The organism is Streptomyces sp. PT12, from assembly GCF_003311645.1.
In the GTDB taxonomy this organism is placed as follows: domain Bacteria; phylum Actinomycetota; class Actinomycetes; order Streptomycetales; family Streptomycetaceae; genus Streptomyces.
This window is the reverse complement of sequence record NZ_QEST01000105.1, coordinates 79,300-103,195: the sequence shown is the minus strand read 5'-3', so window position 1 is coordinate 103,195 and position 23,896 is coordinate 79,300. Positions and strand designations below refer to the sequence as shown.

The window sequence follows — 23,896 nt, the reverse complement described above, 5'->3', positions numbered from 1 at the left end:
GACGGCTCCTCAGGGGGCCGTGCGGCGGGATTCGATCGTTTCCAGCAGGCTCGTGGGGCCCTGCGCGCCTTGGCCATCCGCGGCGCGCCGCTCCAGCAGGGACATCAGGTGGTCGAGGCGGCTGGTGTCGATGCCGCGGGAGCGGCGCAGGGCGATCAACGGGCGGGTCATCGCGGCCAGTTCGGTGACGGAGCCATACGCGGCCGGATCGTAGTCGCCCGTGTCGGCCTGCTGGGCGATCAGCGGCATCAGCGGCGGGATCTGGCCCATCGTGCGGGACACCACGGGGGCGAAGTCGGACGCCGGGACGCCCTCGGCGCGGACCAGGGCCAGGGCGTGCAGATAGCCCACCCAAAACTCGAAGTACAGGCTGTTCATCGCCGCTTCGAAGAGCGGCGCGACCCCCGGGTCCGCGCCGACGTAGCGGGACGCCTTGCCGAGCGCGAGAAGCGTCGGCTCGTGCCGCTCGTACGCCGCGCGCGGGCCCGCGTAGAGGAACTGCGTCTCCGGGCTGCCGATCATCCTGTGGTCCGCCATCGCGGGCGCGGCCAGGTAGTCGGCGCCCCGCTCACCCGCGTACGCGGCGGCGCGGCGCGCCTCGTCGGGGGAGTGCGACGTCACGTTGACCAGCGTGCGGCCCGCCACCGCGCCGCCCGCTTCCGCGATGACCCCGCGGGCCGCCGCGTCGTCCGTCACACACAGGATGACCAGCGGCGCGGCCGCGGCCGCCGTCGCCGCCGTCTCCGCGCGGATCGCGCCGGCGGAGACGAGCGGGTCGACGCGCCCGGGCGAGCGGTTCCACGCGGCGGTCGTGTGCCCCGCGGACAGCAGCGCCCTGACGATCGCGCCACCCATGCGCCCGGTGCCGAGAACGGCCACCTCGGCGGACGGGGGGCGGGCGGACGGGGAGTGAGGGGTGTCGTTCATTTTGCCAGCCTGCCCGGCCGGGGCGCCGGGCGGCGACGGCGGCGGCGAATACCACTCATCCGCGCGGGATGGGGGCGGCGCGGGGCGGTGCGGAGGGGGCATCCGTGCTCCTCAACCCCCCGCTCGCGGCCCCTCGATGCGCGATGTGGCGGCCGGGGCGGCGCACCACACTGGGACGGTCCGTCCGGAGCCGAACTCACGAGGAGTGGGGATGACGACTGCCGCGACGATTCCACTGGCGGGTGACGCGGTCCCGGTCCTGGGCCACGCCCTGCCGCTGCTGCGCGACCCGCTGGCCTTCCTCTCGTCCCTGCCCGACCACGGGGACCTCGTCAGGCTGCGCCTGGGGCCGCTGTCCCTGGTCATGGTCTGCGACCCCGTGCTCACCCGCCATGTCCTGCGGGACGACCGGACGTTCGACATGGGCGGGCCGATCATGGACCGCGCGAGGGAGCTCGCCGACGGCGTCGGCACCTGCCCGCGCGAGCGGCACCGCAGGCAACGGCGGCTGTGCCAGCCCGCGTTCCACCGCGGCCGCATGCCCGCCTACGGGGGCGTGATGGCCGCCTCGTGCGCCGAGGTCGCCGCCTCGTGGCGCGACGGGCAGGAGATCGACATCACCGACGAGATGGGCGCGCTCATCCTGCGGATCGTGGCCACCACCATGTTCTCATCGGCGTCCCCCGAGCTGACCCGCTCCATCTCGGAGGACTTCAAGGCCATCTCGGGCCCGGTCTTCTGGCGCATCGTCATGCCGCCGCGCTTCCGGGGGCTGCCCACCCCAGGGAACCGCCGCTACCGCCGCGCGCACGCCAGGCTGCGCCGCACCGTCGCTGACATGATCGACGCCCACCGCGCCGCGGGGGCCGACCGCGGCGACCTGCTGTCGTCGCTGCTCACCGCGCGGGACCCGGACAGCGAGGTGGAGCGAACGGCGCTGACCGACGAGGAGGTGATCAATCAGGTGATCAACTTCTTCACGGGCGCCGACGCCACAGGGCCCGCCATGGCCTGGGCGCTGTGCCTGGTCGCCGCCCACCCCGACATCGAGCGGCGGCTGGCCGACGAGGTGGACGAGGTGCTTGACGGCGGCCCGCCCTCGTGGCACCACCTGCCCAGGCTCAGGCTCGCCGAGCGCGTCATGACCGAGGCGCTGCGGCTCTACACCCCCACGTGGTTCGGCAGCCGCGTGGTCACCGAGGACACCGACCTGGGCGGCCACCGGCTGCCCGCCGGGACCATGATCGGCTGGAGCCCCTATGTCATCCACCGCCTGCCGCAGCTGTACAAGGAGCCCGAACGCTTCGACCCCGACCGGTGGCTGGACGCCGACGTCGGGCACGAGGCGTACTTCCCGTTCGGCGGCGGGGCCCGCAAGTGCATCGGCCAGCGCTTCGCCCTCTCCACCGCCGTGCTGACGCTGGCCGCCATCACCTCCCGCTGGACGCTGCGGCCCGTGGACGGCGGGCCGATCCGGCCCGTCGCCAAGGTGCTGCTCGCGCCGCACGGCACGCGCATGCGCGCTGTCGCCCGCTGAGCCCCATCCCCCTTCCCGCCCCATCCCCCTTCCCGCCCCATCCCCCTTCCCGCCGCGCGCCTTCCGCGCGGCGGACCCCCGAGAAAGGAAACCGCTGGAGCATGACGGCACACGGCACCACGCCCGTCCCCACGGATGCCCTGGCCGAGCGGTCGCGGACCGTCGGCGCCCTCTTCGACGACGTCGCCGAGGCGCTCACCCGGCTCGGCGACTGGATGAGCGAGGCCCCCGGGCTTCGCGAGTGGCTCGACGCCCGGCTGCCGGGCGGCGCCCGCGCGATCGATGTCGGCTGCGGCACCGGCCGGTTCTGTCCCCGGCTCGCCGAACGGTACGAGGAGGTCGTCGGCGTCGACCCCGCGGGGGCCCTCCTCGACATCGGCCGCAAGACCAACGCCGGGCCCGGCATCCGGTACGAGCGGCGCAGCGCCTATGACGTCACCCCGGAGCGGGACGGGCGGTTCGACCTGGTCTTCTCCTACAGCGCCGTCTTCCACATGCGCCCCTACGAGGCGATCCTGCCGCATCTGATCTCGCTCGTGGCGCCGGGCGGGCGGATGGTGATCTTCGAGCCTGAGCGGACCGCGCTGCACGACCGCAAGGGCAAGGACGCGGACTGGCTGGTCAACGTGGCATTCCAGAGCGCCCAGTTGGCGTACCGGATGGCGGGCGACGTCGGGGCGGCCATCGACGCGCTGCGGCTGTTCTTCCACCCCAGCTGGCAGAAGCTCAGCGAGGGCAGCGCGCTGCCGAGCCGCGAGGAGTTCGGCGAGGTCTTCTCCACCTGGCTGCCCGGCTCCGAGCTGGCCCATGATGTGGTGCCCGGCATGGCCGTCGCCGTCTGGGAGGCCCCGGCCGACTGAAGCCGACTGAAGCCGACCGGAGCCGACCGGAGCCGAACCGGAGCGCGTGGAGCGGCCCGGGGGACATCCCCCGGGCCGCCGCCGCGCCATCCCCGCCGCGCGCCGCTCACCCGCCGCGCGGGTCGAACCCCGTGAAGTAGTCGGCGTAGAAGCGCATCAGCTCGGGCACCCGCTCGGGCACCCCGGGCAGCTCCGCGGCCATCGCCGCCAGATGCGTGAACCGCAGCACGATCGACCGCATCGCCACATCGGGCCTGGCCAGGAACCCCGGCTCCTCCTCGAGCTCGAACGAGGGCCCCGCCGTCCGCCCAGGGCGCCCCGACGGCAGCGTCACCAGGTGCTCGGCCAGCGGCCGCATCATCCCGGTCATCACGTCGATCGCGGCGTTCATCAGCTGGGAGCGGCGCAGGCTCCCGTCCGCGGCGAACCCGAAGTGCTGGATCATCAGCTGGTTCATGAGGAAGTACGACCGGTTGAACACGACCATCGCCGCCCGCGCCGCAGGGTCGGTCACCTGCTCGCGCGCCGGATTGCCGCCGTGCAGCGAGGGGTTGCGCAGCACCGGGTAGGCGGGCGTCCACGGCGGGCGCCGCCGCCCCGGCTCCTTCCGCGCCCGCTCGCGGCTCTCCGCCATCAGCAGGTCCGAGATCCGCAGAAACGTCTCGTAGTGCGACTCCTCGTCGTGCTCCACCGCGGTGAGGACGGCCCCCTCGCCGTGCTCGGTGACGAAGTCGATGGCGAACAGCGCGCTGGAGACATCGTCTACCTCCAACTGGTAGTCGGGATGGGCGGTGTTGACCGACTCGCGCATGAACAGGTGGTGCTCGCCGCCCCCGCGCCCCCGGTCCACCAGGAAGAGGTCGGGCACCGTGCGGATGCCCTCGCGGATCGCCTCGTAGAGGTCGCTCAGCGACTGGTAGGGATAGGGGCTCGCGCCATGCGCATGACCCTCCGCGTCATCCGCCAGCTCGGGCGTCGCCCCGTGCGGCTGCTCGATCGCGATGAAGCGCTGCACGCTGCCGAGCCCGAAGCCCTCCAGGCTCAGATCGAGCGGCACCCGCAACTCGCCGTTGACCGTGCCGAAGTCGATCGCCGGGAGGTGGAACGGCTGGCCCATGGCGGTGATGATGTTGTTGATGACGAGAAAGTGCATCATCTCCTCGCGCGCGACGTTCAGCAGGCTGCCGCGCATCCCGTTGGACAGCGTCTCGCCCCCGTCGCCGCACGCCACGCGCAGCTGCTCCTCGGTCCACTCGCCGCGCCGCACCAGCTCGCGGCCCGCGCCGAGCAGCGGGATCGACCAGGCGGCGTACAGGTACTGGAGCATCACGGCCAGCTCGAGCCGCGCCGCCTCCCGCAGCCCGGCGTAGAGCTGGGCGCGCGTGGTGATCCGGCCGTCCCTCGCGCGCCGGGGCACCAGCAGCGGCGGCGGCCGCCGACCGGCCTCGTCCGCCCGCAGATAGGCCAGCAGCAGCCGCGCCTGCGGCCCGGTCATGTCGCGGGTGGGCGGCATGTAGAACGTCTTGTCCCGGTGCGCCGGGTCGCACATCAGCCAGATCAGCCGCGCGTGCGTGGCGACGCGCGACCGGTCGGCGAGGCTGAAGATCTCGTCCTTCATGAACGAGTACAGCAGCTCGTACGGCGCGAACACCTCGCGGTAGAGCACGTCGAGGGTGACCTGGTCGCGCGGGATGGCGTCCAGGTGCGCGCTGTCGTGCAGGGCGCGCACCTCCACGGTGGCCATGGCGGGCCAGTATCCGAGGGCGTCGTCGTTGTCGTACGCGCGGGCGGCGGAGCCCGGCGCTTCGAGGTCGCACGGCGGCTCGTCGCCCTCGGGCAGGAGCAGCAGCCGGGTGGTGCCCGCCCGCGCCCGCCGCACGCCCAGCGTGGCGCGCCCGTCGGGCCCGGTGGACAGCGCGCAGCCCGCGGCCCAACGGCCCCCCGCGGCGCGCACGTCCACGACGCGGATGTCGCCGCAGCGCGCGTCGGGCGCGCTCGCGCGGGCGTCGCCCGGCAACGCGCGGGGGTTGAAGAACTGGAGCACCCGCAGCCCCTTCACCGCCGCTGGGCGCCCGAGCCGGTGGACCTGGAGGGCGACCTCGGCGGTGCCGTCCCCACCCGCCACCGGGTCGGGCTCCTCGAGGAACAGCGCGGAGTCGTCGATCCGCACGACCGTCTCCTCCTCGGTGAGCAGCACGGTCGGCTCCCTCCCATCGGCCGTGCCGAGCAGCACCAACGGCTCGGCTGGCGACGCCCGTTCGCCCGGCCCGCCCGGCTCCTCGGGCCCGCCCGGCCCGCCCGGCACGGTGGGGACGGTGACCAGTCCGCCCGTCGCGTCGGTGTCGCCGAGGTAGGCCGCCGCGGGGACCCTGGCGACCAGCCGCCCCGAGTCACGCGTGCGCAGCTCCAGGTCGCCCACGTCGAGGCGCGGCCCGAGCCGGTGCAGCGGCCCAGGGCCGGGTTCGGCGGCCCTTGAGACGGCGGGGACCGCGGTGATCAGGTCGAGCGTGGTGTGCTCCGCGGTCACCTCGACCGCGGCGTTCCCGAGCGGGGAGCCGGGCGCCCGGCGCGCGGTCAGCAGCCGCCCGGCAGGGCACGTCCGCGCCTCGCCGCGCCGCCAGGGCGCGATGGTGCCGCGCACCCGCCAGACGTCGGGGGCGTCGTTGGCGCGCGGCGCGGCCATGTCGGTCAGCGCGAACCGCACCACGAGGCCGCCGAACCCGGCGGCCCCGACGCGCTCCCGCAGCAGCCGCGCCGCGCGCGACGCCTCGGCCTCCGCGAGCCACAGCAGCCCGGCCCCCTGGCCTTCGCCCGCGCCCTCGCCGGGGTCGGCCGCCACGGCGAACTGGTGGACCACCGAGCGCCTGAAGTGCGCGGCCAGCGGGTGGTCCCCGGCGTCCAGCACATGGCGCGAGCCCTGCCAGCGCGGTGGCTGGAGCCCGGTGACGGGCCCGGTCGCCATGTATCCGGTGTCGTGCGAGCGGCCCCGCCTGCCGAAGCCGAGCCTGCCGACCATGACGGTGGTGGTCCAGCTCGACGCGGGGTCGATGTCCAGGACCCGGGCGCGGTTGAACGTGGTGCCCAGGTAGTCGTTGTAGTGGCCCCACAGGTCCACATGGCGGCCCACCACGGGGTCGTCGGCCTCGGCCCGGCCCGGGGAGCGCTCCCAGCCGGTGATGCGCGCGTCCACCCAGAAGTGGCCGTTGCCCCCGAAGTTCCACCCCTTGACCGTGGAGAACCGGCCGTCCGGCGTGGTGGTGCCGTCGGGCTCGAACCGCGTGCCGAGCGCGTCGAGATGGGCGTGGTAGTCCGACGCGGGCCCCTCGGGCGGGAACGGGCGCCCGTCGACGGTGAGTGCGCTGTTGCGCGCCAGGTCGTAGAGCCCGGAGCGCGGCCCGGTGGGCAGCCGGGTGACGGCGGTGCCGGCGAAGTGCAGGCGCGGCAGGTCGAAGACGCTCAACGGGCCTCCCTGAGCGCGGAGTCGATCGCGGCGACGGCGCCGAGCGCGGACTCGATGGCGCCGTTGATCCAGGCGGGGGTGGCCGAGCAGTGCTCACCGGCGAAGAACAGCCGCCCCTGCGGCCTGGCGGCGCGCCGCATCTCCTCGGCGTGCGCGGCGGCGTCCTTGCCCCACCGCCAGCGGCGCGATGTGCAGCCCTTGCTCCAACGGTGGCCCGCCCAGGCGACGCTGGCCGCGCCGAGCACGAACCCCGGCTCGGCGAGCGCGGGATGCAGCGGCGCCAGCTCGTCCACGACGGCGGCGTGCCGCGCGTCGGGTGGGTACTGGCCGAGCAGGTCGGCGTCCTCGGCGATGGCGTAGGAGCCGAGCAGAGCCACGCCCTTGGCCGGGTCGCCCTCGCGCGGGGGGTAGTACGTCTGCCGGGTGCGGCCGCCGGTCGCGGACGCGCCCCCGCTGATGCCGTCGCGCTCCCAGAACGCCTCGCGGCAGTGCAGCGCTATCTTGGTGGCCGCGCCGTAGTCCACGCTGTCGATGACGTCGCGCTTGTCGTCGTCCACGCCGGACAGGGCGAGGCCGCGCACCACGGAGAACGGCAACGTGCACAGCGCCAGCGGGTGTTCGCGGCCGATCGCGCGGCGGCGGTGGCGCAGCGCGAGGTGGACCAGGTCGGGCGCGACATGCACCCCGGTGACCTCGCGTCCCAACAGGACGGGCCCGGCCAGGCGTTCGGCGAGGCGGTCGGCCAACTGGCCCATGCCGCCGCTGAGATACATCAGCCCGCCGCCCGACTCGAGCAGCAGGTCGTCGAGGAACCCGTAGAGCCTGGGGCCGCACCCCATGCGCAGCCCCGGGTGGTCGCCGAACACCGCGGCCAGGTCGATCCGCTCGGCGGCTGGCCCGTGCAGATAGGGCGTGAGGTCGAGCTCGTCGGCCAGGCCGAGGAGCGCGGTCAGGTCGACGGCCAGGTGGTCCCTCAGCTCGGCCGGGCCGATCGCGTGCACGACCGCCGCGAGCCAGGCCCCGAACACCACGGTCGCCCGTCCGTAGCCCTCCGTCGGCACCGTGCGCCGCAGATCCTCCACGAGCGGCCGGGACGCGTCCTTCACCTGGACCCAACCGGCCCCGGTGCTCAGGTAGTTGTGGTCGTCGCTCAGGATAGTGCGGAACGGCCGCAGCGCGTGCGAGAGCCCGAGCCTCTCCACGTACCGCAGGGTCAGCGCATGCTCCGCCGGGATCCGCATGGCCCCCAACTCGGCGTAGGGAGCGCCCTCTTCGGGCCCGAAGCGGTGGGTCCAGATCCGGCCCCCGATCCGCTCGCTGCCCTCGATCACCGTCACCCGGTGCCCCAGCGACTCCAGCTCGTGCGCCGCCACCAGGCCCGCGATGCCCGCCCCGAGCACGGCGACGCTTCCGCCGCCGCCCTCGTCGGTCCCTTCCCCCGTGACTGCGGATCGGGTCCGCGTTGTTGCCCACATGGGAGACGACTCTCCGGGATCAGGGGGCCGTGCCACATCCCCCGGTCGATCAGCGGGAAGTGGGGCGCGCCGCGTTTTTCCACCGTTTCCGTACGCTCCTGTCGACGGCCATCCCACGCGATCGCGTAGGTTGCTCGGCCGTTTCCCGCGAAGGCCGCTCGGCCGCTCCTACCATGGGCCCGGATCCGGCACACGGGGCGAACCAGGGAGGAATTCGGCCATGGATCGGCGCATCAAAAAGATCGTGATTCTGGGTGGCGGCACGGCGGGGTGGATGTCCGCCGCCTATTTGGCGAGGGCCCTGGGCGACACGGTGCGGATCACCGTTCTCGAGGCCCCCTCGATTCCGAAGATTGGCGTGGGCGAGGCCACGATTCCCAATCTTCAACGGGTGTTCTTCGACCATCTCGGGCTCTCCGAGGAGGAGTGGATGCCCGAGTGCAACGCCGCCTACAAGGTGGCCGTCAAGTTCGTGAACTGGCGCACGCCGGGCGAGGGTCAGGCCGCCGCGCGCACGATCGACGGGCGGCCCGACCACTTCTACCACCCCTTCGGCCTCCTCCCCGAGCACGACGGGGTGCCGCTCTCGCACTACTGGGTCCACAACCGCCATAGCGGCGTCACCGACGAGCCGTTCGACTACGCCTGCTTCCCCGGGGTGGCGCTCATGGACGCGCTCAAGGCGCCACGTGACCGGGACGGCAGGCCCGTCACGTGGTACGCGTGGCACTTCGACGCCCACCTGGTCGCCGACTTCCTGCGCCGCCACGCCACGTCCAAGCTGGGCGTCGTCCATGTCGAGGACGAGATGACCGAGCCGCGCCTCGACGCCCGCGGGTTCGTCACGGCGCTCGCGACCAGGAGCGGCGCGCTCCTCGACGCCGACCTGTTCATCGACTGCTCGGGCTTCCGCGGCCTGTTGATCAACAAGGCGCTGCACGAGCCGTTCATCGACATGAACGACCACCTGCTGTGCAACAGCGCGGTGGCCTACGCCCTGCCGAACGACGACGAGGCCGTGGGGGTCGAGCCCTACACCTCGGCGATCGCCATGCGGGCGGGCTGGACGTGGAAGATCCCCATGCTTGGCCGCTTCGGCACGGGCTATGTCTACTCGGACGCGTTCTCCACCAGGGACCGGGCCACCGAGGACTTCTGCCGCCTGTGGGGCCTCGACCCCGACGCCTACGCCGACAAGTTCAACCATGTGCGCTTCCGCGTCGGCCGCAACCGCCGCGCCTGGGTGAACAACGTCGTCGGCATCGGCCTCGCGTCCTGTTTCCTCGAGCCGCTCGAGTCCAGTGGCATCTACTTCATCTACGCCGCTCTCTACAACCTCGTGAAGCACTTCCCCGACAAGGGCTTCGACCAGGTATTCACCGACCGGTTCAACGCCGAGATCGAGTGGATGTTTGACGACACCCGTGACTTCATCCAGGCCCATTTCGCCCTCGCGCCACGCGACGACACCCCGTTCTGGCGGGCCAACAAGGAGCTGCGCCTGCCCGACCAGATCAGGGAGAAAATCGCGATGTACCGCGCTGGCCTCCCGATCAACCGGCCTTTCAGCACCGAGGGCGAGTACTACGGCAATTTCGACGTCGAATTCCGCAATTTCTGGACCAACGGCAGCTACTACTCCATCTTCGCGGGCCTCGGCCTGGTGCCCGACCACCCCCTGCCCACCCTGATGCACCGCCAGGACTCCGTCGAGGGGGCCCAGCACCTCTTCGCCCGGGTCAAGGAGGAGCAGCGGGAGCTGGTCGACTCCCTCCCCTCCAACTACGCCCATCTGCGCCGCCTGCACGGCAAATGACGCGGGGAGCGCCAGCGATGGACGTCGAGGGCTACCGTGCGCTGATGAGCGCGTTCCCCACGGGCGTCGCTGTGGTCACGAGCATCGACGAGAACGCCGAGCCCAGGGGCGCCACGTGCTCGTCGCTGTGCAGCGTGACGCTGACCCCGCCCACCCTGCTGGTGTGCCTGACCACGCGCAGCAGCACCCTCGCCGCGATCCGGGACAGCGGCAGATTCGGCGTCAACCTCCTGCACGCCCGCGCGAGGCGCGTCGCGGAGATCTTCTCCACGCCGGTCGACGACCGGTTCGGGCAGGTGCCGTGGAAGCGGCTGGGCCAGGGCGGGGTGCCCTGGCTCATACGCGACGCCTTCGCGGTCGCCGACTGCCGCGTCGCGGGCCTCTCGGCGGTGGGCAGCCACACGATCGTCCTGGGCCGCGTGGCGGGCACCCACTCCTCGCCCGCGGTCCCGCTGCTCTACGGGCTGCGGCAGTTCTCGCGATGGATCCCCGAGGAGGGCGCTTGATGATCTCCACGCGCCGGCGCGCGCCGCCGTTCACCCGCCCACCCTCGTGAGAAGGTGCGATTCCAGGCGTCATTGCTGTAACAGGGGTAACAGCTTGATTATGAGATGAGTCGGAACAATACGCATTCGCTCAGGAAACGCATGCCATCGCGCCATCTCGCCTCGTCCGTTCCCCCGTCCCTCCCCATGCGCCCCAAAGCCCGCCCCGCCCCGCCGCTCCTCGGCAGGGATCGGCAGTGGCAGCGGGTGCAACGCCTCATCGACGCGGCCAGATCCGCGCCGCGCCGCGGCGGCGTGCTCCTGGTGGAGGGCCTGCCGGGGACCGGCAGGAGCAGGCTGCTGAACGACGCGGCGGCCCTGGCGGCACGCGGCGGCTTGTCGGCGGCCCACGCCGCGGCGGACGAGCTGCGCAGGGCGATGCCCCTCGCGCCGCTCGCCGCCGCGTTGGGCCAAGGGCCCGGTGGCGGCTCCCTGACCACGGGTGCCGGGCCCTTGGCCCCCCAGGGCGGCGGCCCCCCGGGGAACGCCGCGCTGATCGAGCGACTGAGCGCCCGCCTCGACGAGTTGCTGCGCGGCGGCCCCGTGGCCGTCGTGCTCGACGACCTCCACTGGGCCGACGCCGTCACCCTGGCCGCGCTGCGCGCCCTGGTGACCCGCTTCGCCGCCCAGCCCGTCGTGTGGCTGCTCGCCCGCTGCACGGGCGAGGGCGGCTCCACGGTCGAGCGGCTCTTCACCGTGCTGCGCGAGTCCGAGGGCGCCGAGCTGCTGTCGCTCACCCCGCTCGCCCCGCTCGCCGTGGGCGAGTTGACGGCCCAGCGGCTGGGGGCCGAGCCCGCCGCCGAGCTGCTCGCCTATGTCGAGGGCGCCGACGGCAACCCCGCCGCTTTGGTCGCCCTGCTCGACGGTCTTGCCGAGGAGCGGCGCGTCCAGGTCGTCGAGGGGCGGGCGCGTCTCGCGCGTTGCCCTTCGGGCGGCAGCCCGCCGCACGGGTTCAGCGCGCTGGTGCGCCGCCGCATGGAGCCGTTCCACCCGACCACCAGGCTGCTGCTCGACGTGGCCGCGGTGCTCGGGCGGGCCTCCACGCCCGACGACATGTCGCGCATGCTGGGCGAGACCCCGGCCGCGGTGCTGCCCGCGCTGCGCGAGGCGCTGGCCTCCCGGATGGTGGTGTGCGAGGAGGACGCCATCGCCTTCCGCCACGAGCTGGTGCGCCAGGCGCTGCTCGCCACCATCCCGGGACCGTTGCGCGGCGCCCTGCACCGCCAGGCCGCCGACATGATCCTGGGCTGCGAGGGGGGCGTGCAGCGCGCCGCGGCCCACCTCGTGCACGGCGCGCGCCGCGGCGACGGGCAGGCGGTCGAGGTGCTGCGCGCCGCCGCGTCCGCCGTCGCGGCGGCCGAGCCCCGCGCCGCGGCCGAGCTGGCCCTGCGCGCCCTGGAGATCAGCCGCCCCGAGGACGCAGCGCGGCCGCCGCTGTTTCGCATCGCCGTCGAGGCCCTGACCCGCGTGGGCCCGCTGTCCCGCGCGGTCGCCCTGGCCCGCGAGGCGCTCGCGGCGCCGCTCCCCGCCGACCAGGCCACCGCGCTGCGCCACGGCCTCTCGCGCGCGCTGCTGCTCGCGGGCCGCGCCGCCGAGACCGCGCCAACGGGTCACCCCCCGGCCGACCTCCCCGAAGAGGCCCTGGTCACCGACCTGCACGGCCTCGCCGCGCTCGACGTGTCCGCGGCCGCGCTGCGGGCCCGCGAGGAGACCGAACGCCGCACCGCCGCCTCATCGGGGCTGCTCGGCGCGCTGGCCACCACCCACTGGTGCGCGGGCCGCGTCGGCGAGGCCCTGCGCGTCGCCCGCGCCGCCGTGGCCCGCGCCGAGGACGAGGCCCCTGGCCCCGGCCCAGGACCCGTGCCTCCCCGGCTGCTCCTGGCGTCGATGCTCACCCAGCTGCGGCAGACCGCGGAGGCCACGGCCACGGTCGAGCTGCTCGCCGCCGAGATCGAGGCCGACGGCACGCCCGTGCTGCGCGGCGCGCCCATGATCCTCAACGCCTGCCTCGCCCTCGCCGGGGGCGCCCTCGACGCCGCGGCCACCGAGGCCACCGCGGGCCTCGCGGCCGCCGAGGAGACGGGCATGGCGCTGCTGTCCGCGCTCGGCGGCCGCGTGCTGGCCGAAGTGGCGCTCAGGCGCGGCGACCTGGCCGCCGCCGAAGGACACGTCGAACGCCTCGCCGGGCTCGTGGCCGAGCAGCGGGCCGAGAGCGACGAGGCCCGCGCGCTCACCGCGTTCCGCGGCTGGCTCGCCGCCAGGCTCGCCGCCGCCCGCGGCGATCTCACCGCCCTGGCCACGGCGTTACGGACCATCCATGGGGACCGGCGCGCCCTGCGCCGCCTCCTGGTCGCCGAGCCCGCCGCCGCAGCCTGGCTGGTGCGCGCCGCCCTCGACGCCGGGGACCGCGAGACGGCGGGGGCCACCGCGGGGCTGGCCCAGCGCCTCGCGTCGGACAACGCCGAGGTCCCCTCGCTCGCCGCCGCCGCCTCGCACGCGTCGGGCCTGTACGAGCGGGACCGCTTGGCGCTGCGGCGCGCGGGGGAGGAGCACCAGGACCCATGGGCGCGGGCCTCGGCCGCCGAGGACCTGGGCAGCCTGCCGGGCGGCGACAGGGAGGCGGCCGTCGACGCCCTCGACCGCGCCATGTCCGGATACGCGAGGCTCGGCGCCGAACGCGACGAGGCCCGCGTGCGCCGCAGGCTGCGGCGCCTCGGCGTGCGGCGGCGGCACTGGAAGCACGCCCACCGGCCCACGTCGGGGTGGGCCAGCCTGACCGCGACGGAGCGGCGCGTGGCCGACCTGGTCGCCCAGGGCATGACCAACCGGCAGGCCGCGGCGCAGCTCTTTCTCTCGCCGCACACCGTCGGCTTCCACCTGCGGCAGATCTTCAGGAAGCTGGGCATCCAGTCCCGCGTCGAGCTGGTGCGCCTGCACGCCGACGCGGTCGAGGACCCCAGGGGCGCCGCCTGACGCGGCGGCTACGTGGACGCGGCCCGCCAGCCCTGCTCGGCGGTGAAGCCGATCAGCTCACGGGCCGTGGACGAGTCGACCGCCGAGCCGAACGTCCCGAGACCGGCCCCGAGTTCGGTCGTGGGGTGGTAGCGCGCGAACGGCTCGGCGGTGGGCACGTCGGACGCCGAGTCGGGCGCGGCCACGTTGAGCGCGTGACACCCGGTCAGGCCCGAGCGCAGCGCGGCGAGCACCGCACCGGCCGCGTCCCTGGTGTGGAGCCAGGCCCACAGCTCGCGGCGGTTCGCGCCGGGGGCGCGCCGCACCCGCTCCAGGTGCGCCGCCAGCCGCTCGCCCTCCCCGACGAACGGGAAGCGCGGCTGCGTGCGGGGCATGCCCCAGCGCCGCCACGCGAACGCCCCCACCTCCTCGCCGAGCACCTTGGAAAGCCCTCATAGGGGGCGACGGCCACGGTCGGCTGCGCCTCGTCCAGCGGCACACGGGGCGGCGAAAGCTCGCGCCCGGCCCACGCGTAGCCGTACCACGACACGCTCGACGCGGCCACCGCCGTGCGCGCCCCCGCGTGCCCGGCCCCTTCGAGGACGAGATACGCGGTGTGCACGTTCTGGATCAGCGTCTGGTCATCGGGCACGATGCCGGGGGCCAGGATGGCCGCCAGGTGCACCACCGCGTCCACCGGGCCGTCGGGCCCGGTCAGCGCCGACGCGGCGAACTCCGGGTCGCGGAGGTCGCCGACGAGCGCCCGCTCGGCGCCCACGCCATCGGCGGGCCGCCGGTCGACCGCCACGACCCGCAGGCCCGCCGCGACCAGCGTCCGCGCCGTGGTGTGCCCGATGCCCCCGGCCGCCCCCGTCACGGCGACCACGTCGCCTGGCCCGACGACGCGCCGTTGATCCCTGCCCATGTGCTGGCTCACCCCTTGACCCCTGCCACGAACAGACCCCTGCCACGAACGGACCATCACCACGAACAGGCCACGACCACGAACAGGCCACGACCACGAACAGGCCACGACCATGAACAGCGCCGCCCGCGCGGGGCGCACGGGCGGCGCTGTCCGTTCGGTGAGGCGGGCGAGCGCCTCGCGCTCTTCGATCAACTGCCTTGGCTCAGGCCCCGGTTCGACCGAGGCCCTGGCCGTGTCTCAGGCCACCTCCACATAGTCGAGCTCGGCCCATCTGCTCTGGAACTGGAGCCGGATCGTGTTCCGCCCCTCGACCAGCTCGACCGGCACCGACACCTCGGTCCAGTTCTCCCAGCCGCGGTCCTGATAGGTCACCGTGCCCGCGGGCGCGCCGTTGACCGAGAGCGCGTGCCGCGCCTCGCCGTACCCTGCCGCGTACCCGATGTGCAGCGTATGGGCGCCCGACCCCGCGGCGAACACCGTGACGTCGACCCAGCTGTCCGCGTAGTCGATCCCCGCGGCCACCGCGCCCTGCGAGGCGCTGCCGGTCTGGCGCACCGACGCGTTGTTGAGCGAGCCCCGCTCCGCCTCGTGCCGCACGCGGCTGCCGCGCACCACGGGGTAGTCGTTGTCCCAGCCCAGCTCGGCGACATACATGCCGCGCCCGCCCTCGGGGCGCCAGCCGTGGAAGAGGATGCGGTCGTCCACGACATCGGCGCCACCGGGGCCTTCGACCGCGTTGTCCAGGGTCGCCGTCGTCATCAGCGGCCGGTAGGCCCGCGTGTACGGGCCGGTCAGCGATGTCGAGACGGCGTAGCTCGTCTGGTAGTTGGACGTCGTGTACACGCCCGCGGAGTAGAACAGCACATAGTGCGAGGCGCGCTTGATCAGCACGGGCGCCTCGATCACGCCGTCCTCGGACGGCAGGTCGTTGCGCAGCAGCTCGGTCCTGCCGCCCACGAACGTGATCCCGTCGGCCTCCGTGCGCTGGAGCCACAGGATCGCTGGCTGGCCCACGGCGTTGCCGTCGTTCTTGTACAGCAGGTAGCGCGTGCCGTCGCTGTCGACAAAGCTCGACGGGTCGATGTCGCCGCCCTCGCCCGCGTTGCACACCAGCGGTTGGTCGGACGTCGCGAGGAACGGCCCCGCCGGGCTGTCGGCGAGCGCCGCGCCCAGGCACATGCGGCCCGAGGCGGTGTCGGGGCCCGTGAAGTACATGAGATAACGCCCGTCCGCGCGCCGCGAGACGTCGGGCGCCCAGAACCCGCCGCTCCCGGTCCACGCGGGCCGGTCCGGCATCACATCCCCCCGCACGGTCCAGGGCCCGTCGGCTGAGGGGGCGGTGGCGTGGGGCACGCGGCCGTGCCGCGAACTCGTCGAGTACGCGTGGTACGTGCCGCCGTCGACGAAGATCTCGGGGTCGGGGAAGTCGTCGTTGATCACCAGACTCGGGGGGACGGAGAGCGGCGCCGGGTCATCGGCGCGCTCGCCCGGCGCGCTCGCGGACGCGGGGGACAGCGGCAGCAGCGTGAGCAGCACCGCGACCGCGCCGAGCAGGGCGCCTGTCGTTCTGCGCATGAACGGCCCTTTCCTCGGGGGGACATGACGAGGGGCGCGCGCGACACACGTCACGCGCGCCCCTCATGTCGGTCTACCTGCCAGCCTGGAGGGCTGTCCAGGTCTGGGGACCGACGAGACCGTCCGCATCGAGCCCCCGTGAGGACTGGTAGTCGGTCACGGCCTGCCGGGTGAGCGGGCCGAACTGCCCGTCGACCGAGACGGTCCTGCCCAGCGCGGCGGTCAGCGCCCGCTGGAGCCTGGAGACCGCCTCACCCGTGCTGCCCTGGCCCAACGACGTTTGCGCGCCCGCAGAGAGCAGCGCGGTCCACGTCTGCCGACCCACGATGCCGTCGGAGCTCAGGCCCTTGGCGGTCTGGAACCCGCGGACCGCCGCCTCGGTGGCGGGCCCGAACTGGCCGTCCACCGTGCCCGCGTCCTGCCCGTTCTGGTTGAGCAGGTACTGGAGCGCGGTCACCTGGGCCCCTGACGATCCTGACCTGAGGGTCGAGTAGGAAGGGAAGTCGAGCTCGGGCGTCCCCGGCTCGCCCGGCTCGCCCGGCTCGCCGCCGACCAGCTCCATGTAGTAGTTCCAGTCCCAGTTCGGGCCCGGGTCGGTGTGGTCGTTCCCCGGCACCTCGGCGTGGCCGACGATGTGCTGCCGGTCGAGCGGGATGCCGTACTCGGCCGCGAGGTGGGCGGTCAGCGCGGCGGACGAGCGGTACATCGAGTCCGTGAACCACTCCGGCTCGTCCACCCAGCCCTCGTGCTCGATGCCGATGCTGTGGGAGTTGGCCGAGCGCGCGTGCCAGGCCGTGTCGCCGTCGCGCACGGTCTGCGTGACCTCGCCGTCCGAGGAGCGGATGACGTAGTGGGCGCTGACCTGCGAGGCGGGGTTCTGGAACCAGCTGATCGAGCCCGCGTAGGAGCCCTGGGTGACATGGATGACGACGGTGTCGATGGCCGCTGAGCGGCCCGCCGCGTAGTTCTCGGCGTGCGCGGGGACCCACAGGGCGGGCGGGTAGTCCTCGCTCGACGCGCCCACGTCGGCGGCGCCGAGGGAGCCGCGGTCGGGGAAGACCGGGCGCGGCGGGACCACCACGGTCTCGCCGCCGTCGACGGCCGCCTCGACGCCGTTCTCCAGCAGGTCGTAGACGGCGTCGGCGTACAGGCGCGCGGCCGCGTCCGACGAGGCGCCGCCGTACTCGACGACCACGTCGTACCAGGCGTCGACGTCGTCGTCCTGGCCTTCGATGTCCGTGCCGAGGTCGTCGGCATACGCGCGTAGAACCGCCGCGGCGCCAAGGATGTTGGCCGGGGTGTTCTCGCGTAGCTCGTCGACGGGGAGGCCGGTCTCGTCGGCCGCCAGGTCGAGCGTGCGGTGGGTGGGGTTGTCGACCAGGTGCATCACGCCGTAGCCGCGGGCCTGACTGGGGAGCCCGTCGTGGCTGTTGAGCCTGGTCTCGCCGTAGCCGACGGCGACCAGCAGGTCGCGGGGGACGTCATAGGCGGCCGCGGCCTCGTCGAACGCGGCGTTGACGCTCGTCGGGACGCGGGGCGACGCTGTGGTGCCTGTGGCCGTCGCGGGCTGGGCCGAGGCGAGCAGGGCCGCGAGGGCCACGCCCGCCAGGGCCGTCGCGGCCAGGCGCCCGGTGGGGGCAGTTCGTCTGAACACGCTTCTCCGTTCGCAGATGCGGTACGCGGCGCCCCGTGGGGTCGGGCGCGCGCCTGATCCACCCTCAGGTCCAGAGCATGGCCATGTCAACGACCCAAGGGGCGATGTAACCGACAAGTAGAATCTCCTTGACATGAAAAGTTGTCGGTGGGAGGGTGGGGGCATGTGGGACGTGACCGTGATCGAGGACGCGTCGGCGGCCGCCGCGACGCTCGACCCCGTGCGGGCCAGGCTGCTGGCCGAGCTCGCGGCGGGCCCGGCGTCGGCGACGATGCTCGCGGGGCGGGTGGGCCTGCCGCGCCAGAAGGTGAACTACCACCTGAAGACCCTGGAGCGGCACGGCCTGGTCGAGCTGGCGGGCGAGCGGCGCAAGGGGAACGTCACCGAGCGGCTGATGCGCGCCTCGGCCGCCTCGTATGTGATCTCGCCGCTCGCGCTCGCGCAGGTGCAGCCCGACCCCGACCGCTTCCGCGACCACCTCTCCGCGCGCTGGATGCTCGCCGTCGCCGCCCGGCTGGTGCGCGACGTCGGGTCGCTGATCACCGGCGCGGCGCGGGCCCGCAAGCGGCTGGCCACCTATGCGCTCGACGGCGAGATCCGCTTCGCCTCGGCGGCGGACCGGGCGGCGTTCGTCGAGGAGTTGACGCGCGGCGTCGGCGCGTTGATCGCCCGATACCACGACGAGCACGGTGAGGGCGGGCGCGCCCACCGGATCGTCCTGGCGCTGCATCCGGCGGTGAAGCCGGAGGGCGCGTCCCCGGGCGTGGACGCGCCCGCGTCCGGCGGGGGTGTGCCTGGGGCGGGTGGGGGCGTGCCCACGCCGGGCGCGGGTGCGCCCGTGCTTGATCGGCCGTCGACCACACCTGACGGAGCCTGACTTTTTCTACCGATAAGGAACTGACCATGTCCGGAGAGTTTGAGATCGCCCGCGAGTTCGAGGTGGCCGCGAAGCCCGAGGAGGTCTGGGACGCGATCACGACCGGCACGGGCGGCTGGCTGTGGCCGTCGGAGTACAAGCCGGGGGAGGACGAGTCGATCACCACATGGGACCCGCCGCACCGGCTGACGGTGCGCGAGGAGATCGCGGACCCGTCGTTCGGCCAGACGCTCAACCAGCTCGACCACGTGATCGACGCGCGCGAGGGCGGCTCCTTCGTGCGATATGTGCACAGCGGGATCTTCGTGGCCGACTGGGAGAACCAGTACGACGGCGCCCAGAAGCACACCACCTTCTACCTGCACACGCTGCGGCAGTACCTGGAGCACTTCGCCGGGCGGCAGGCCGTGTTCACCAGCGTCGAGGGGCCCGCCGCCGCTGGCGCCCCCGACGCCCTGGAGACGGCGGCCCGCGCCCTCTCCCTCCCCGGCGACGCGCCCGTGGGCGGCGCGGTCCGGGTCACCCTGCCCGGTGTGGGCGAGACGGACGCGGTGCTGGACTACCGCGACCGGCACTTCATCGGCCTGCGCACGGACTCCGCGCTCTACCGCCTGTTCGGGCGGAACCACTTCGGGCACGTCGTCGGCGTCAGCGTCCACGATTTCGCGGCCAACGCGGCGCCCGTCGAGGGCGCTTGGCGGGAGTGGGCCGAGGCGGTCTGGGGCTGAGCGGAGTATGGGCGGGGGCGGCTATGGAGGGTCAGGCGGCCTCTGCCGCCTGCCGAGGCGGCGCGCGTCGTGCGGCAGGCGCGCTGGCTCCTGTGCCCCGCCCCGCTCACGGGGGTCGGGTCCTCTTCCGAAACGGGGCACATTCCGTTCCCCGCACGGTGTGCGCCGTGTCAGAAGGCCAACCATCCTGGCGTTGAGCCCGGGCAAACGCCGCGCCGCCGAGACGGCGCACACGGACGACGCCCAAGACCCCGAGGCCACCACCGTTGACGTGCATGTTCTCAACGCCCGCCACGACAACGGTATGCGCGGCGCGCTGGTCGCGATCCCCGAGATCGGCTCCCTGCTCGAGCTGACCTGGGAGCCGGTCACCCGCGCCTACCGCGAACGCGGCTACCGCTGGGCGCTGGACGAGATCCTGCCTCCGAGCGACACGCCGCCCGAGGAGCGCCTCGGCACCGTGCGGTTCGAGATCGACTTCGGGGCGACGCGCCAGGTCGGCGGGCGCACGGTCAGCTTCGCGGAGCTCACGGGGCGCGCCGGTGGGCACCCCGGTGGGCACCCCGCGGCCGCGCTCCGCCTCGGGCAGTGGGCCGAGTTCGTCACCGGGCAGATCGGCCTCGCCGAGATCCGCGGCACCCAGACCCGTCCACGGCCCTGACCCCGGGCCCGCCCGCCGACCCGCCGCCCCGCCCTCGGAGCAGGACCGGGCGGCGGTCAACGGAGGGGAGCGCGAGCCACGTTCGCCCGGCGTCGAACGACCAACGCGTGGAACGACTAACGTGAGCCCGCATGGACGTCGACGAGGCCCTGGTGCGGGCCCTGCTGCGCGAGCAGCACCCGGATCTCGCCGCGCTCGACCTGCGGCCGCCGACGCGGGGCTGGGACCACGAGCTGTGGCGCCTGGGCGACGCGCTCGCCGTGCGCCTGCCGCGCACCCCGCGCGCCCCCGAGCTGCTGCGCAAGGAGCACCGTTGGCTTCCCGGCCTGGGTGCCCGGCGAGCCCGCCGACCGCGTGCCGATCGCCCAAGGGCGTGACGCGGCCGATCGTCTGGCGGCCTTTCTGCGGGCGTTGCACCGCGAAGCGCCCGCCGACGCGCCGGGCAACCCCGATCGCGGCGTGCCGCTCGTGCGGGTCGCCGACGGGGTCGACGAAGGGCTGCGCGCCGCCGTTGACCACGGCCTCCCCGACGGGGTGCGCGACGTGTGGGACGACGCCGTCGCGGCGCCAGAGGCGAAGGGGCCGCCCGTGTGGCTGCACGGCGATCTCCACCCCGCGAACGTCGTCGTCGCGGACGGAACGCTCGTCGGCGTCATCGACTTCGGCGACCTGTGCGCCGGTGACCCGGCGACCGACCTGGCCGCCGCGTGGCTGCTCCTGCCGTCAGGGACGCACACGCGCTTCTTCGACGCCTACGGGGACGCGGACGACGCGGCGATCCGGCGCGCCCGGGGGTGGGCGGTGCGGGCCGCCCTCGGCCTTCTCGCCATCGGCAGGGCCGGGGAACGCGGCCTCCCGGGCGGCAAGCCCACCTGGGGCCCCGCGGGCCGCGCGGCGATCGACCGCGTGCTGGCCTCCTTGTGAAGGTGAGCCCGCCGCTGGCCGACGACGGGCGCGGCAATGTGCTGGTCTCCTTCGAACGCGGGCGCGAGGACGCGCCCCCCGAGGGCGCCCCGACTCCGCTCGCGCTGATCGCCCTGTGGCATGGCCCCCGCGTGCTGCTGGTGCGCGACCGCTTCAGGGACGCATGGGAACTGCCGGGCGGCAGCCGGGAGTCGGGGGAGTCGCCACGCGAGGCGGCGGTGCGGGAGCTGGGTGAGGAGACGGGGCAGCGCGCCGATGAACGGCTCCTGTTCATCGGATGGGCCCGCTTCCTGCTCGCGCCGGACGGCCGATCGGAGCACGGCGCCCTCTACGGCGGCCTGGTCGCCCGCCCCCGGCCGTTCGAGCCCAACGGCGAGATCGCCGCCGTCCACTGGTGGGACCCGCGCGAGCCGCCCCCTGCCCCTGCCCAGCCGCTCGACCTCCACCTGGCCCGCCTCGCCGCCCCGCGACCGGCCCGAAGACACATGCCCCAGTGACACGTGCGTGAGTGACGCGTGCCCGATGACACGTGCCCGATGACACGTGCCTCAGTGCGGCGTCCACATCATGCCGGTCGTCGCGTCGCTGAGCGTGCCGTCGGGGGCGAAGTGGGCCTTCACCTCGGAGAGGCCGAACTCGCCGCTGAGGAAGTCGGGCAGGCCATGGCCGTGCACGGGGCGCCCGAGGCGAGTGAAGTACGCCTCGGCGACCGCCCGCATGACCCGGGGACGTTCATCCGCGGGCGTCTGGCCGTGGAGCCAGCTCGCCCCCGCCTTCACCTCGGCCGCGGCCGCGTCGGGGAACGTCGACGGGCCCAGGTCTCGCCCGGTCACGCGCTCGTCCGTGACCGCGAGAAACTGCCCGCCGAGCGACGTGAACACCAGGCCCGCGCACGTCGCCGCGGCCCGCGTCAGTCCGACGGCCAGCGACTCGGGCGTCAGATAGGGGGTCAATTCCAAGCGGCCACGCCAGTTCGGGAACGTTGGCGTCCTCGGGCAGACCCGCGGCCGCGCGGTACGCGGCCCTGATGTCCTCCGTGCCGGGCGCCCACGCGAACCAGCCCTCGCCCAGGTCGTAGCTCCCCAGGGCGCGCGCCGCCAGCGCCCCACCGGGGAAGCGCAGCTCGCCCGCCGCCGCGTCCCACACCGGAGGCCGCCCCTGGAACCCCAGGTGCTCGCCCGCGTAGTCGACCATCGCCACCGTCTCCCGCAGCGAGTACGCGATGGACCGCGCGGTCGCCATCAGCAGCGGGGCGGAAAGAAACGATCGGCGTGGATCTCGTTCCTCCGCGGATCTATCAACTCCTGTTGAGGAGCGGTCGCCAGGGCCGCGGGGCCGCCGTCCGCGCCCGTCACGGTCACCTCCCGCACCGCGCCCCCGCTCAGCGTCACCGTCACCGTGTCGCCCTCGGGCAGCCGCCCCGCGAACCCGTCCCCCGTCGCCGAAGGCGTCACCCCGTGCCGGGCGAACCACCCCTTGACCGCCACCGACGCGTCGCCGCCGAGCAGCGTCGCCGGACCCGTCCGCAGCGCGTCGACCAGCCGCCAGGGGCGCGGCTCGGCGCGCGGCACGGCCGGGTCGTTGGTGACGAGGAACGCCAGGGCCCGTTCGTTGAGCGCGCACACCGCCGCGCCCCTGGCGTCGAGCAGCCCCATGCAGATCAGCAGCAGATGGTCGGCGGCGCGCCGCGGGTCGGGGAAGCCGCTGAGGTCGAGCGTGCGCCCCGCCAGCTCGGGCACGCCGTCCCACTCGCCGATCTCCCGCAGCGACGCGGAGAGTTCGGCGCCCCGCGTTCCGGCGAACGCGCCGTTGCCCCACGCCCACAGCCATGTGCCGTCCGGCACGTAGGTGCCCAGGACATGGCCGCGGAGCGTGACCCCGCCCCGCCGCAGCGAGGGGGCGTCGAGGTCGATGTGGGTGGTGCCGCGCGGGACGAGCGTGTCGAAGAGGTCGAGCTGCTCGGAGACCCAGGCGAGGCGGGGCCGGGCGAGAGTGAGGAGTGCGTCGCTGAAGGTGCTCATGATCATCAACGACTCCGGCGACGCCCGAACGGTTCCCCGCCCCGCCGCACCGCACCGCGATCCGCCGCACCGCACCGCGATCCGCCCGGCCGCGATCCGCACCCTCGCCAACAACCCCGCGGATCAGCCCTTAGCCGGTGCTGTGACCGGGATGGTCCACCGTGATCGGAAGACGGCTCGCGGGACGAGCGCACGCGCAACGGCTGGTATTACTGGGGCATGGAGGAAGAGACGGCACGCTCCGCGATCGACACGTTCATCTCCGCGTTCAACGCCTCGGACGACAGCTATGTGACTGCCCTGCTCTCCCAGGCCCTGACCTCAGACGTGGTCTTCTGGGGGCCGTTGGGTCGCAGTGAAGGAATCGCGGCGGTTGAGCAGTTCGTGCTGGACATCCGGCGCCACCCGGCGGGGACCGGTACGATGGTGCGCTGCTCGGCGGTGGACATGCCTGACGAGTGGGCCCGGTACCAGTGGGTCTTCACCACGCCTGATGGAGGCCCCCGCCTGGCGGGAACGGACGTCGTCCATCTGCGGCGGAGCCTCATCGACCAGGTCATCGTCTTTGCGGGGGAGATCGAGCCGCCCGCCTCCTGAGTCGTCCTTCTGCCGCTGTCCTTCTCGTGGACGTGTCTCTTTCGGCACTCCGGAGCTGCGGTTCGCGGTCGGTCGGGCTGCGGCGTTGAGGGGGCGCCCGCCCCGGCGGATGTCCTTCTCGCTGCGGATGCGCGCGCGTTCCTTGCGTGGGGCGGCAAGTACGTCGGGGTGGCGGGCGTCGGCGTGGCGCCAGCGCAGGTAGCGGTGCAGTGCCTGGGTTTGCGTGGGGTGGCTGCGGTGGTGGGGGAGTGGGCCAGGGTGAGCTGCCGCAGCGGGCCGAAGTGGGCCTCGATCGGGTTGGCCCAGGATGCGTAGGTCGGGGTGAAGCACGGCTCGACCTTGTTCTCCTCCGCCAGCGG

The 23,896-nt window shown here is 73.9% G+C and carries 19 protein-coding genes and 2 pseudogenes; 11 read left to right on the top strand and 10 right to left on the bottom strand.

The window, feature by feature from the left end:
- Window positions 1–9: 9 nt before the first annotated feature.
- Window positions 10–927 (bottom strand): NAD(P)-dependent oxidoreductase, encoded by a 918-nt coding sequence (locus tag DEH69_RS12935; RefSeq protein WP_181727415.1) that lies wholly within the window; start codon window positions 925–927, stop codon window positions 10–12.
- Between the two features lie 211 nt (window positions 928–1,138).
- On the opposite strand from DEH69_RS12935, the gene DEH69_RS12930 reads away from it, so the two are divergent.
- Together DEH69_RS12930 and DEH69_RS12925 are read left to right on the top strand one after the other, a co-directional pair.
- A complete protein-coding gene (locus tag DEH69_RS12930) occupies window positions 1,139–2,464 on the top strand; it encodes a cytochrome P450 (RefSeq protein ID WP_220131254.1) in 1,326 nt (441 codons plus the stop codon).
- Window positions 2,465–2,565: 101 nt separating this feature from the next.
- Window positions 2,566–3,324, top strand: coding sequence for a bifunctional 2-polyprenyl-6-hydroxyphenol methylase/3-demethylubiquinol 3-O-methyltransferase UbiG (locus DEH69_RS12925; RefSeq protein ID WP_113687091.1), 759 nt, complete (start codon window positions 2,566–2,568; stop codon window positions 3,322–3,324).
- 106 nt (window positions 3,325–3,430) lie between these two features.
- Here the strand turns inward: DEH69_RS12925 and DEH69_RS12920 are convergent, their stop codons facing one another.
- A complete protein-coding gene (locus tag DEH69_RS12920) occupies window positions 3,431–6,784 on the bottom strand; it encodes a ferritin-like domain-containing protein (RefSeq protein ID WP_113687090.1) in 3,354 nt (1,117 codons plus the stop codon).
- Window positions 6,781–8,184, bottom strand: coding sequence for an NAD(P)/FAD-dependent oxidoreductase (locus DEH69_RS12915; RefSeq protein ID WP_181727414.1), 1,404 nt, complete (start codon window positions 8,182–8,184; stop codon window positions 6,781–6,783). Before DEH69_RS12915 ends, DEH69_RS12920 begins: the two co-directional genes overlap by 4 nt.
- A 295-nt stretch (window positions 8,185–8,479) precedes the next feature.
- Here DEH69_RS12915 and DEH69_RS12910 point away from each other — a divergent pair, with 295 nt between their 5' ends.
- The 3 genes from DEH69_RS12910 to DEH69_RS12900 all read left to right on the top strand — a co-directional run bounded on the left by DEH69_RS12910 (window position 8,480) and on the right by DEH69_RS12900 (window position 13,593).
- Window positions 8,480–10,075, top strand: coding sequence for a tryptophan halogenase family protein (locus DEH69_RS12910; RefSeq protein WP_113687088.1), 1,596 nt, complete (start codon window positions 8,480–8,482; stop codon window positions 10,073–10,075).
- A 44-nt stretch (window positions 10,076–10,119) separates the two neighbouring features.
- On the top strand, window positions 10,120–10,581 hold the full coding sequence (locus DEH69_RS12905) for a flavin reductase family protein (RefSeq protein ID WP_258534631.1): 462 nt from the start codon (window positions 10,120–10,122) through the stop codon (window positions 10,579–10,581).
- 141 nt (window positions 10,582–10,722) lie between these two features.
- A complete protein-coding gene (locus DEH69_RS12900) occupies window positions 10,723–13,593 on the top strand; it encodes an AAA family ATPase (RefSeq protein ID WP_220131252.1) in 2,871 nt (956 codons plus the stop codon).
- A gap of 8 nt (window positions 13,594–13,601) precedes the next feature.
- Here the strand turns inward: DEH69_RS12900 and DEH69_RS12895 are convergent, their stop codons facing one another.
- From DEH69_RS12895 to DEH69_RS12880, 4 genes are all read right to left on the bottom strand, one after another.
- Entirely contained in the window at window positions 13,602–13,826 is a 225-nt protein-coding gene (locus DEH69_RS12895; protein ID WP_113687085.1) for a hypothetical protein, read from the bottom strand.
- Window positions 13,799–14,509 carry an NAD(P)-dependent oxidoreductase gene (locus DEH69_RS12890; RefSeq protein WP_181727412.1) on the bottom strand — a complete coding sequence of 237 codons (711 nt, stop codon included), beginning with the start codon at window positions 14,507–14,509 and terminating at the stop codon, window positions 13,799–13,801. The genes DEH69_RS12895 and DEH69_RS12890 overlap by 28 nt, the downstream gene beginning before the upstream one ends.
- A gap of 228 nt (window positions 14,510–14,737) precedes the next feature.
- A complete protein-coding gene (locus DEH69_RS12885) occupies window positions 14,738–16,075 on the bottom strand; it encodes a family 43 glycosylhydrolase (protein WP_113687083.1) in 1,338 nt (445 codons plus the stop codon).
- Window positions 16,076–16,148: 73 nt separating this feature from the next.
- Window positions 16,149–17,729 carry an N-acetylmuramoyl-L-alanine amidase gene (locus DEH69_RS12880; RefSeq protein ID WP_258534630.1) on the bottom strand — a complete coding sequence of 527 codons (1,581 nt, stop codon included), beginning with the start codon at window positions 17,727–17,729 and terminating at the stop codon, window positions 16,149–16,151.
- A gap of 163 nt (window positions 17,730–17,892) precedes the next feature.
- Between DEH69_RS12880 and DEH69_RS12875 the strand changes: the two genes are divergently transcribed.
- The 5 genes and pseudogenes from DEH69_RS12875 to DEH69_RS12855 all read left to right on the top strand — a co-directional run bounded on the left by DEH69_RS12875 (window position 17,893) and on the right by DEH69_RS12855 (window position 21,416).
- Window positions 17,893–18,606: a helix-turn-helix domain-containing protein gene (locus DEH69_RS12875; protein ID WP_113687081.1), complete on the top strand. Its 714-nt coding sequence runs from the start codon at window positions 17,893–17,895 to the stop codon at window positions 18,604–18,606.
- A gap of 26 nt (window positions 18,607–18,632) precedes the next feature.
- Window positions 18,633–19,334, top strand: a complete 702-nt coding sequence (locus tag DEH69_RS12870; protein ID WP_113687080.1) for an SRPBCC domain-containing protein — start codon at window positions 18,633–18,635, stop codon at window positions 19,332–19,334.
- A 193-nt stretch (window positions 19,335–19,527) separates the two neighbouring features.
- Window positions 19,528–19,995: a hypothetical protein gene (locus tag DEH69_RS12865; RefSeq protein ID WP_113687079.1), complete on the top strand. Its 468-nt coding sequence runs from the start codon at window positions 19,528–19,530 to the stop codon at window positions 19,993–19,995.
- A 131-nt stretch (window positions 19,996–20,126) separates the two neighbouring features.
- Window positions 20,127–20,919, top strand: a pseudogene (locus DEH69_RS12860) (phosphotransferase).
- Between the two features lie 2 nt (window positions 20,920–20,921).
- Window positions 20,922–21,416, top strand: coding sequence for an NUDIX domain-containing protein (locus DEH69_RS12855; RefSeq protein ID WP_258534629.1), 495 nt, complete (start codon window positions 20,922–20,924; stop codon window positions 21,414–21,416).
- 51 nt (window positions 21,417–21,467) lie between these two features.
- Here the strand turns inward: DEH69_RS12855 and DEH69_RS12850 are convergent, their stop codons facing one another.
- Window positions 21,468–21,878 carry a hypothetical protein gene (locus tag DEH69_RS12850; protein ID WP_147255551.1) on the bottom strand — a complete coding sequence of 137 codons (411 nt, stop codon included), beginning with the start codon at window positions 21,876–21,878 and terminating at the stop codon, window positions 21,468–21,470.
- A 282-nt stretch (window positions 21,879–22,160) separates the two neighbouring features.
- Window positions 22,161–22,940, bottom strand: coding sequence for a DUF6882 domain-containing protein (locus DEH69_RS12845; protein ID WP_147255549.1), 780 nt, complete (start codon window positions 22,938–22,940; stop codon window positions 22,161–22,163).
- A gap of 219 nt (window positions 22,941–23,159) precedes the next feature.
- On the opposite strand from DEH69_RS12845, the gene DEH69_RS12840 reads away from it, so the two are divergent.
- Window positions 23,160–23,537 carry a nuclear transport factor 2 family protein gene (locus DEH69_RS12840; RefSeq protein WP_113687076.1) on the top strand — a complete coding sequence of 126 codons (378 nt, stop codon included), beginning with the start codon at window positions 23,160–23,162 and terminating at the stop codon, window positions 23,535–23,537.
- A gap of 78 nt (window positions 23,538–23,615) precedes the next feature.
- On the opposite strand, the pseudogene DEH69_RS32675 reads toward DEH69_RS12840, so the two are convergent.
- Window positions 23,616–23,881 (bottom strand): annotated as a pseudogene (locus tag DEH69_RS32675) (IS630 family transposase); the annotation flags it as partial.
- Between the last annotated feature and the right edge of the window lie 15 nt (window positions 23,882–23,896).

What these genes read in the sequence shown, in the direction of transcription:
- DEH69_RS12935 (WP_181727415.1), bottom strand. Translation starts at nt 927, where the DNA reads ATGAACGACACCCCTCACTCCCCGTCCGCCCGCCCCCCGTCCGCCGAG.
- DEH69_RS12930 (WP_220131254.1), top strand. Translation starts at nt 1,139, where the DNA reads ATGACGACTGCCGCGACGATTCCACTGGCGGGTGACGCGGTCCCGGTC.
- DEH69_RS12925 (WP_113687091.1), top strand. Translation starts at nt 2,566, where the DNA reads ATGACGGCACACGGCACCACGCCCGTCCCCACGGATGCCCTGGCCGAG.
- DEH69_RS12910 (WP_113687088.1), top strand. Translation starts at nt 8,480, where the DNA reads ATGGATCGGCGCATCAAAAAGATCGTGATTCTGGGTGGCGGCACGGCG.
- DEH69_RS12905 (WP_258534631.1), top strand. Translation starts at nt 10,120, where the DNA reads ATGAGCGCGTTCCCCACGGGCGTCGCTGTGGTCACGAGCATCGACGAG.
- DEH69_RS12900 (WP_220131252.1), top strand. Translation starts at nt 10,723, where the DNA reads ATGCCATCGCGCCATCTCGCCTCGTCCGTTCCCCCGTCCCTCCCCATG.
- DEH69_RS12885 (WP_113687083.1), bottom strand. Translation starts at nt 16,075, where the DNA reads ATGCGCAGAACGACAGGCGCCCTGCTCGGCGCGGTCGCGGTGCTGCTC.
- DEH69_RS12875 (WP_113687081.1), top strand. Translation starts at nt 17,893, where the DNA reads ATGTGGGACGTGACCGTGATCGAGGACGCGTCGGCGGCCGCCGCGACG.
- DEH69_RS12870 (WP_113687080.1), top strand. Translation starts at nt 18,633, where the DNA reads ATGTCCGGAGAGTTTGAGATCGCCCGCGAGTTCGAGGTGGCCGCGAAG.
- DEH69_RS12845 (WP_147255549.1), bottom strand. Translation starts at nt 22,940, where the DNA reads ATGAGCACCTTCAGCGACGCACTCCTCACTCTCGCCCGGCCCCGCCTC.
- DEH69_RS12840 (WP_113687076.1), top strand. Translation starts at nt 23,160, where the DNA reads ATGGAGGAAGAGACGGCACGCTCCGCGATCGACACGTTCATCTCCGCG.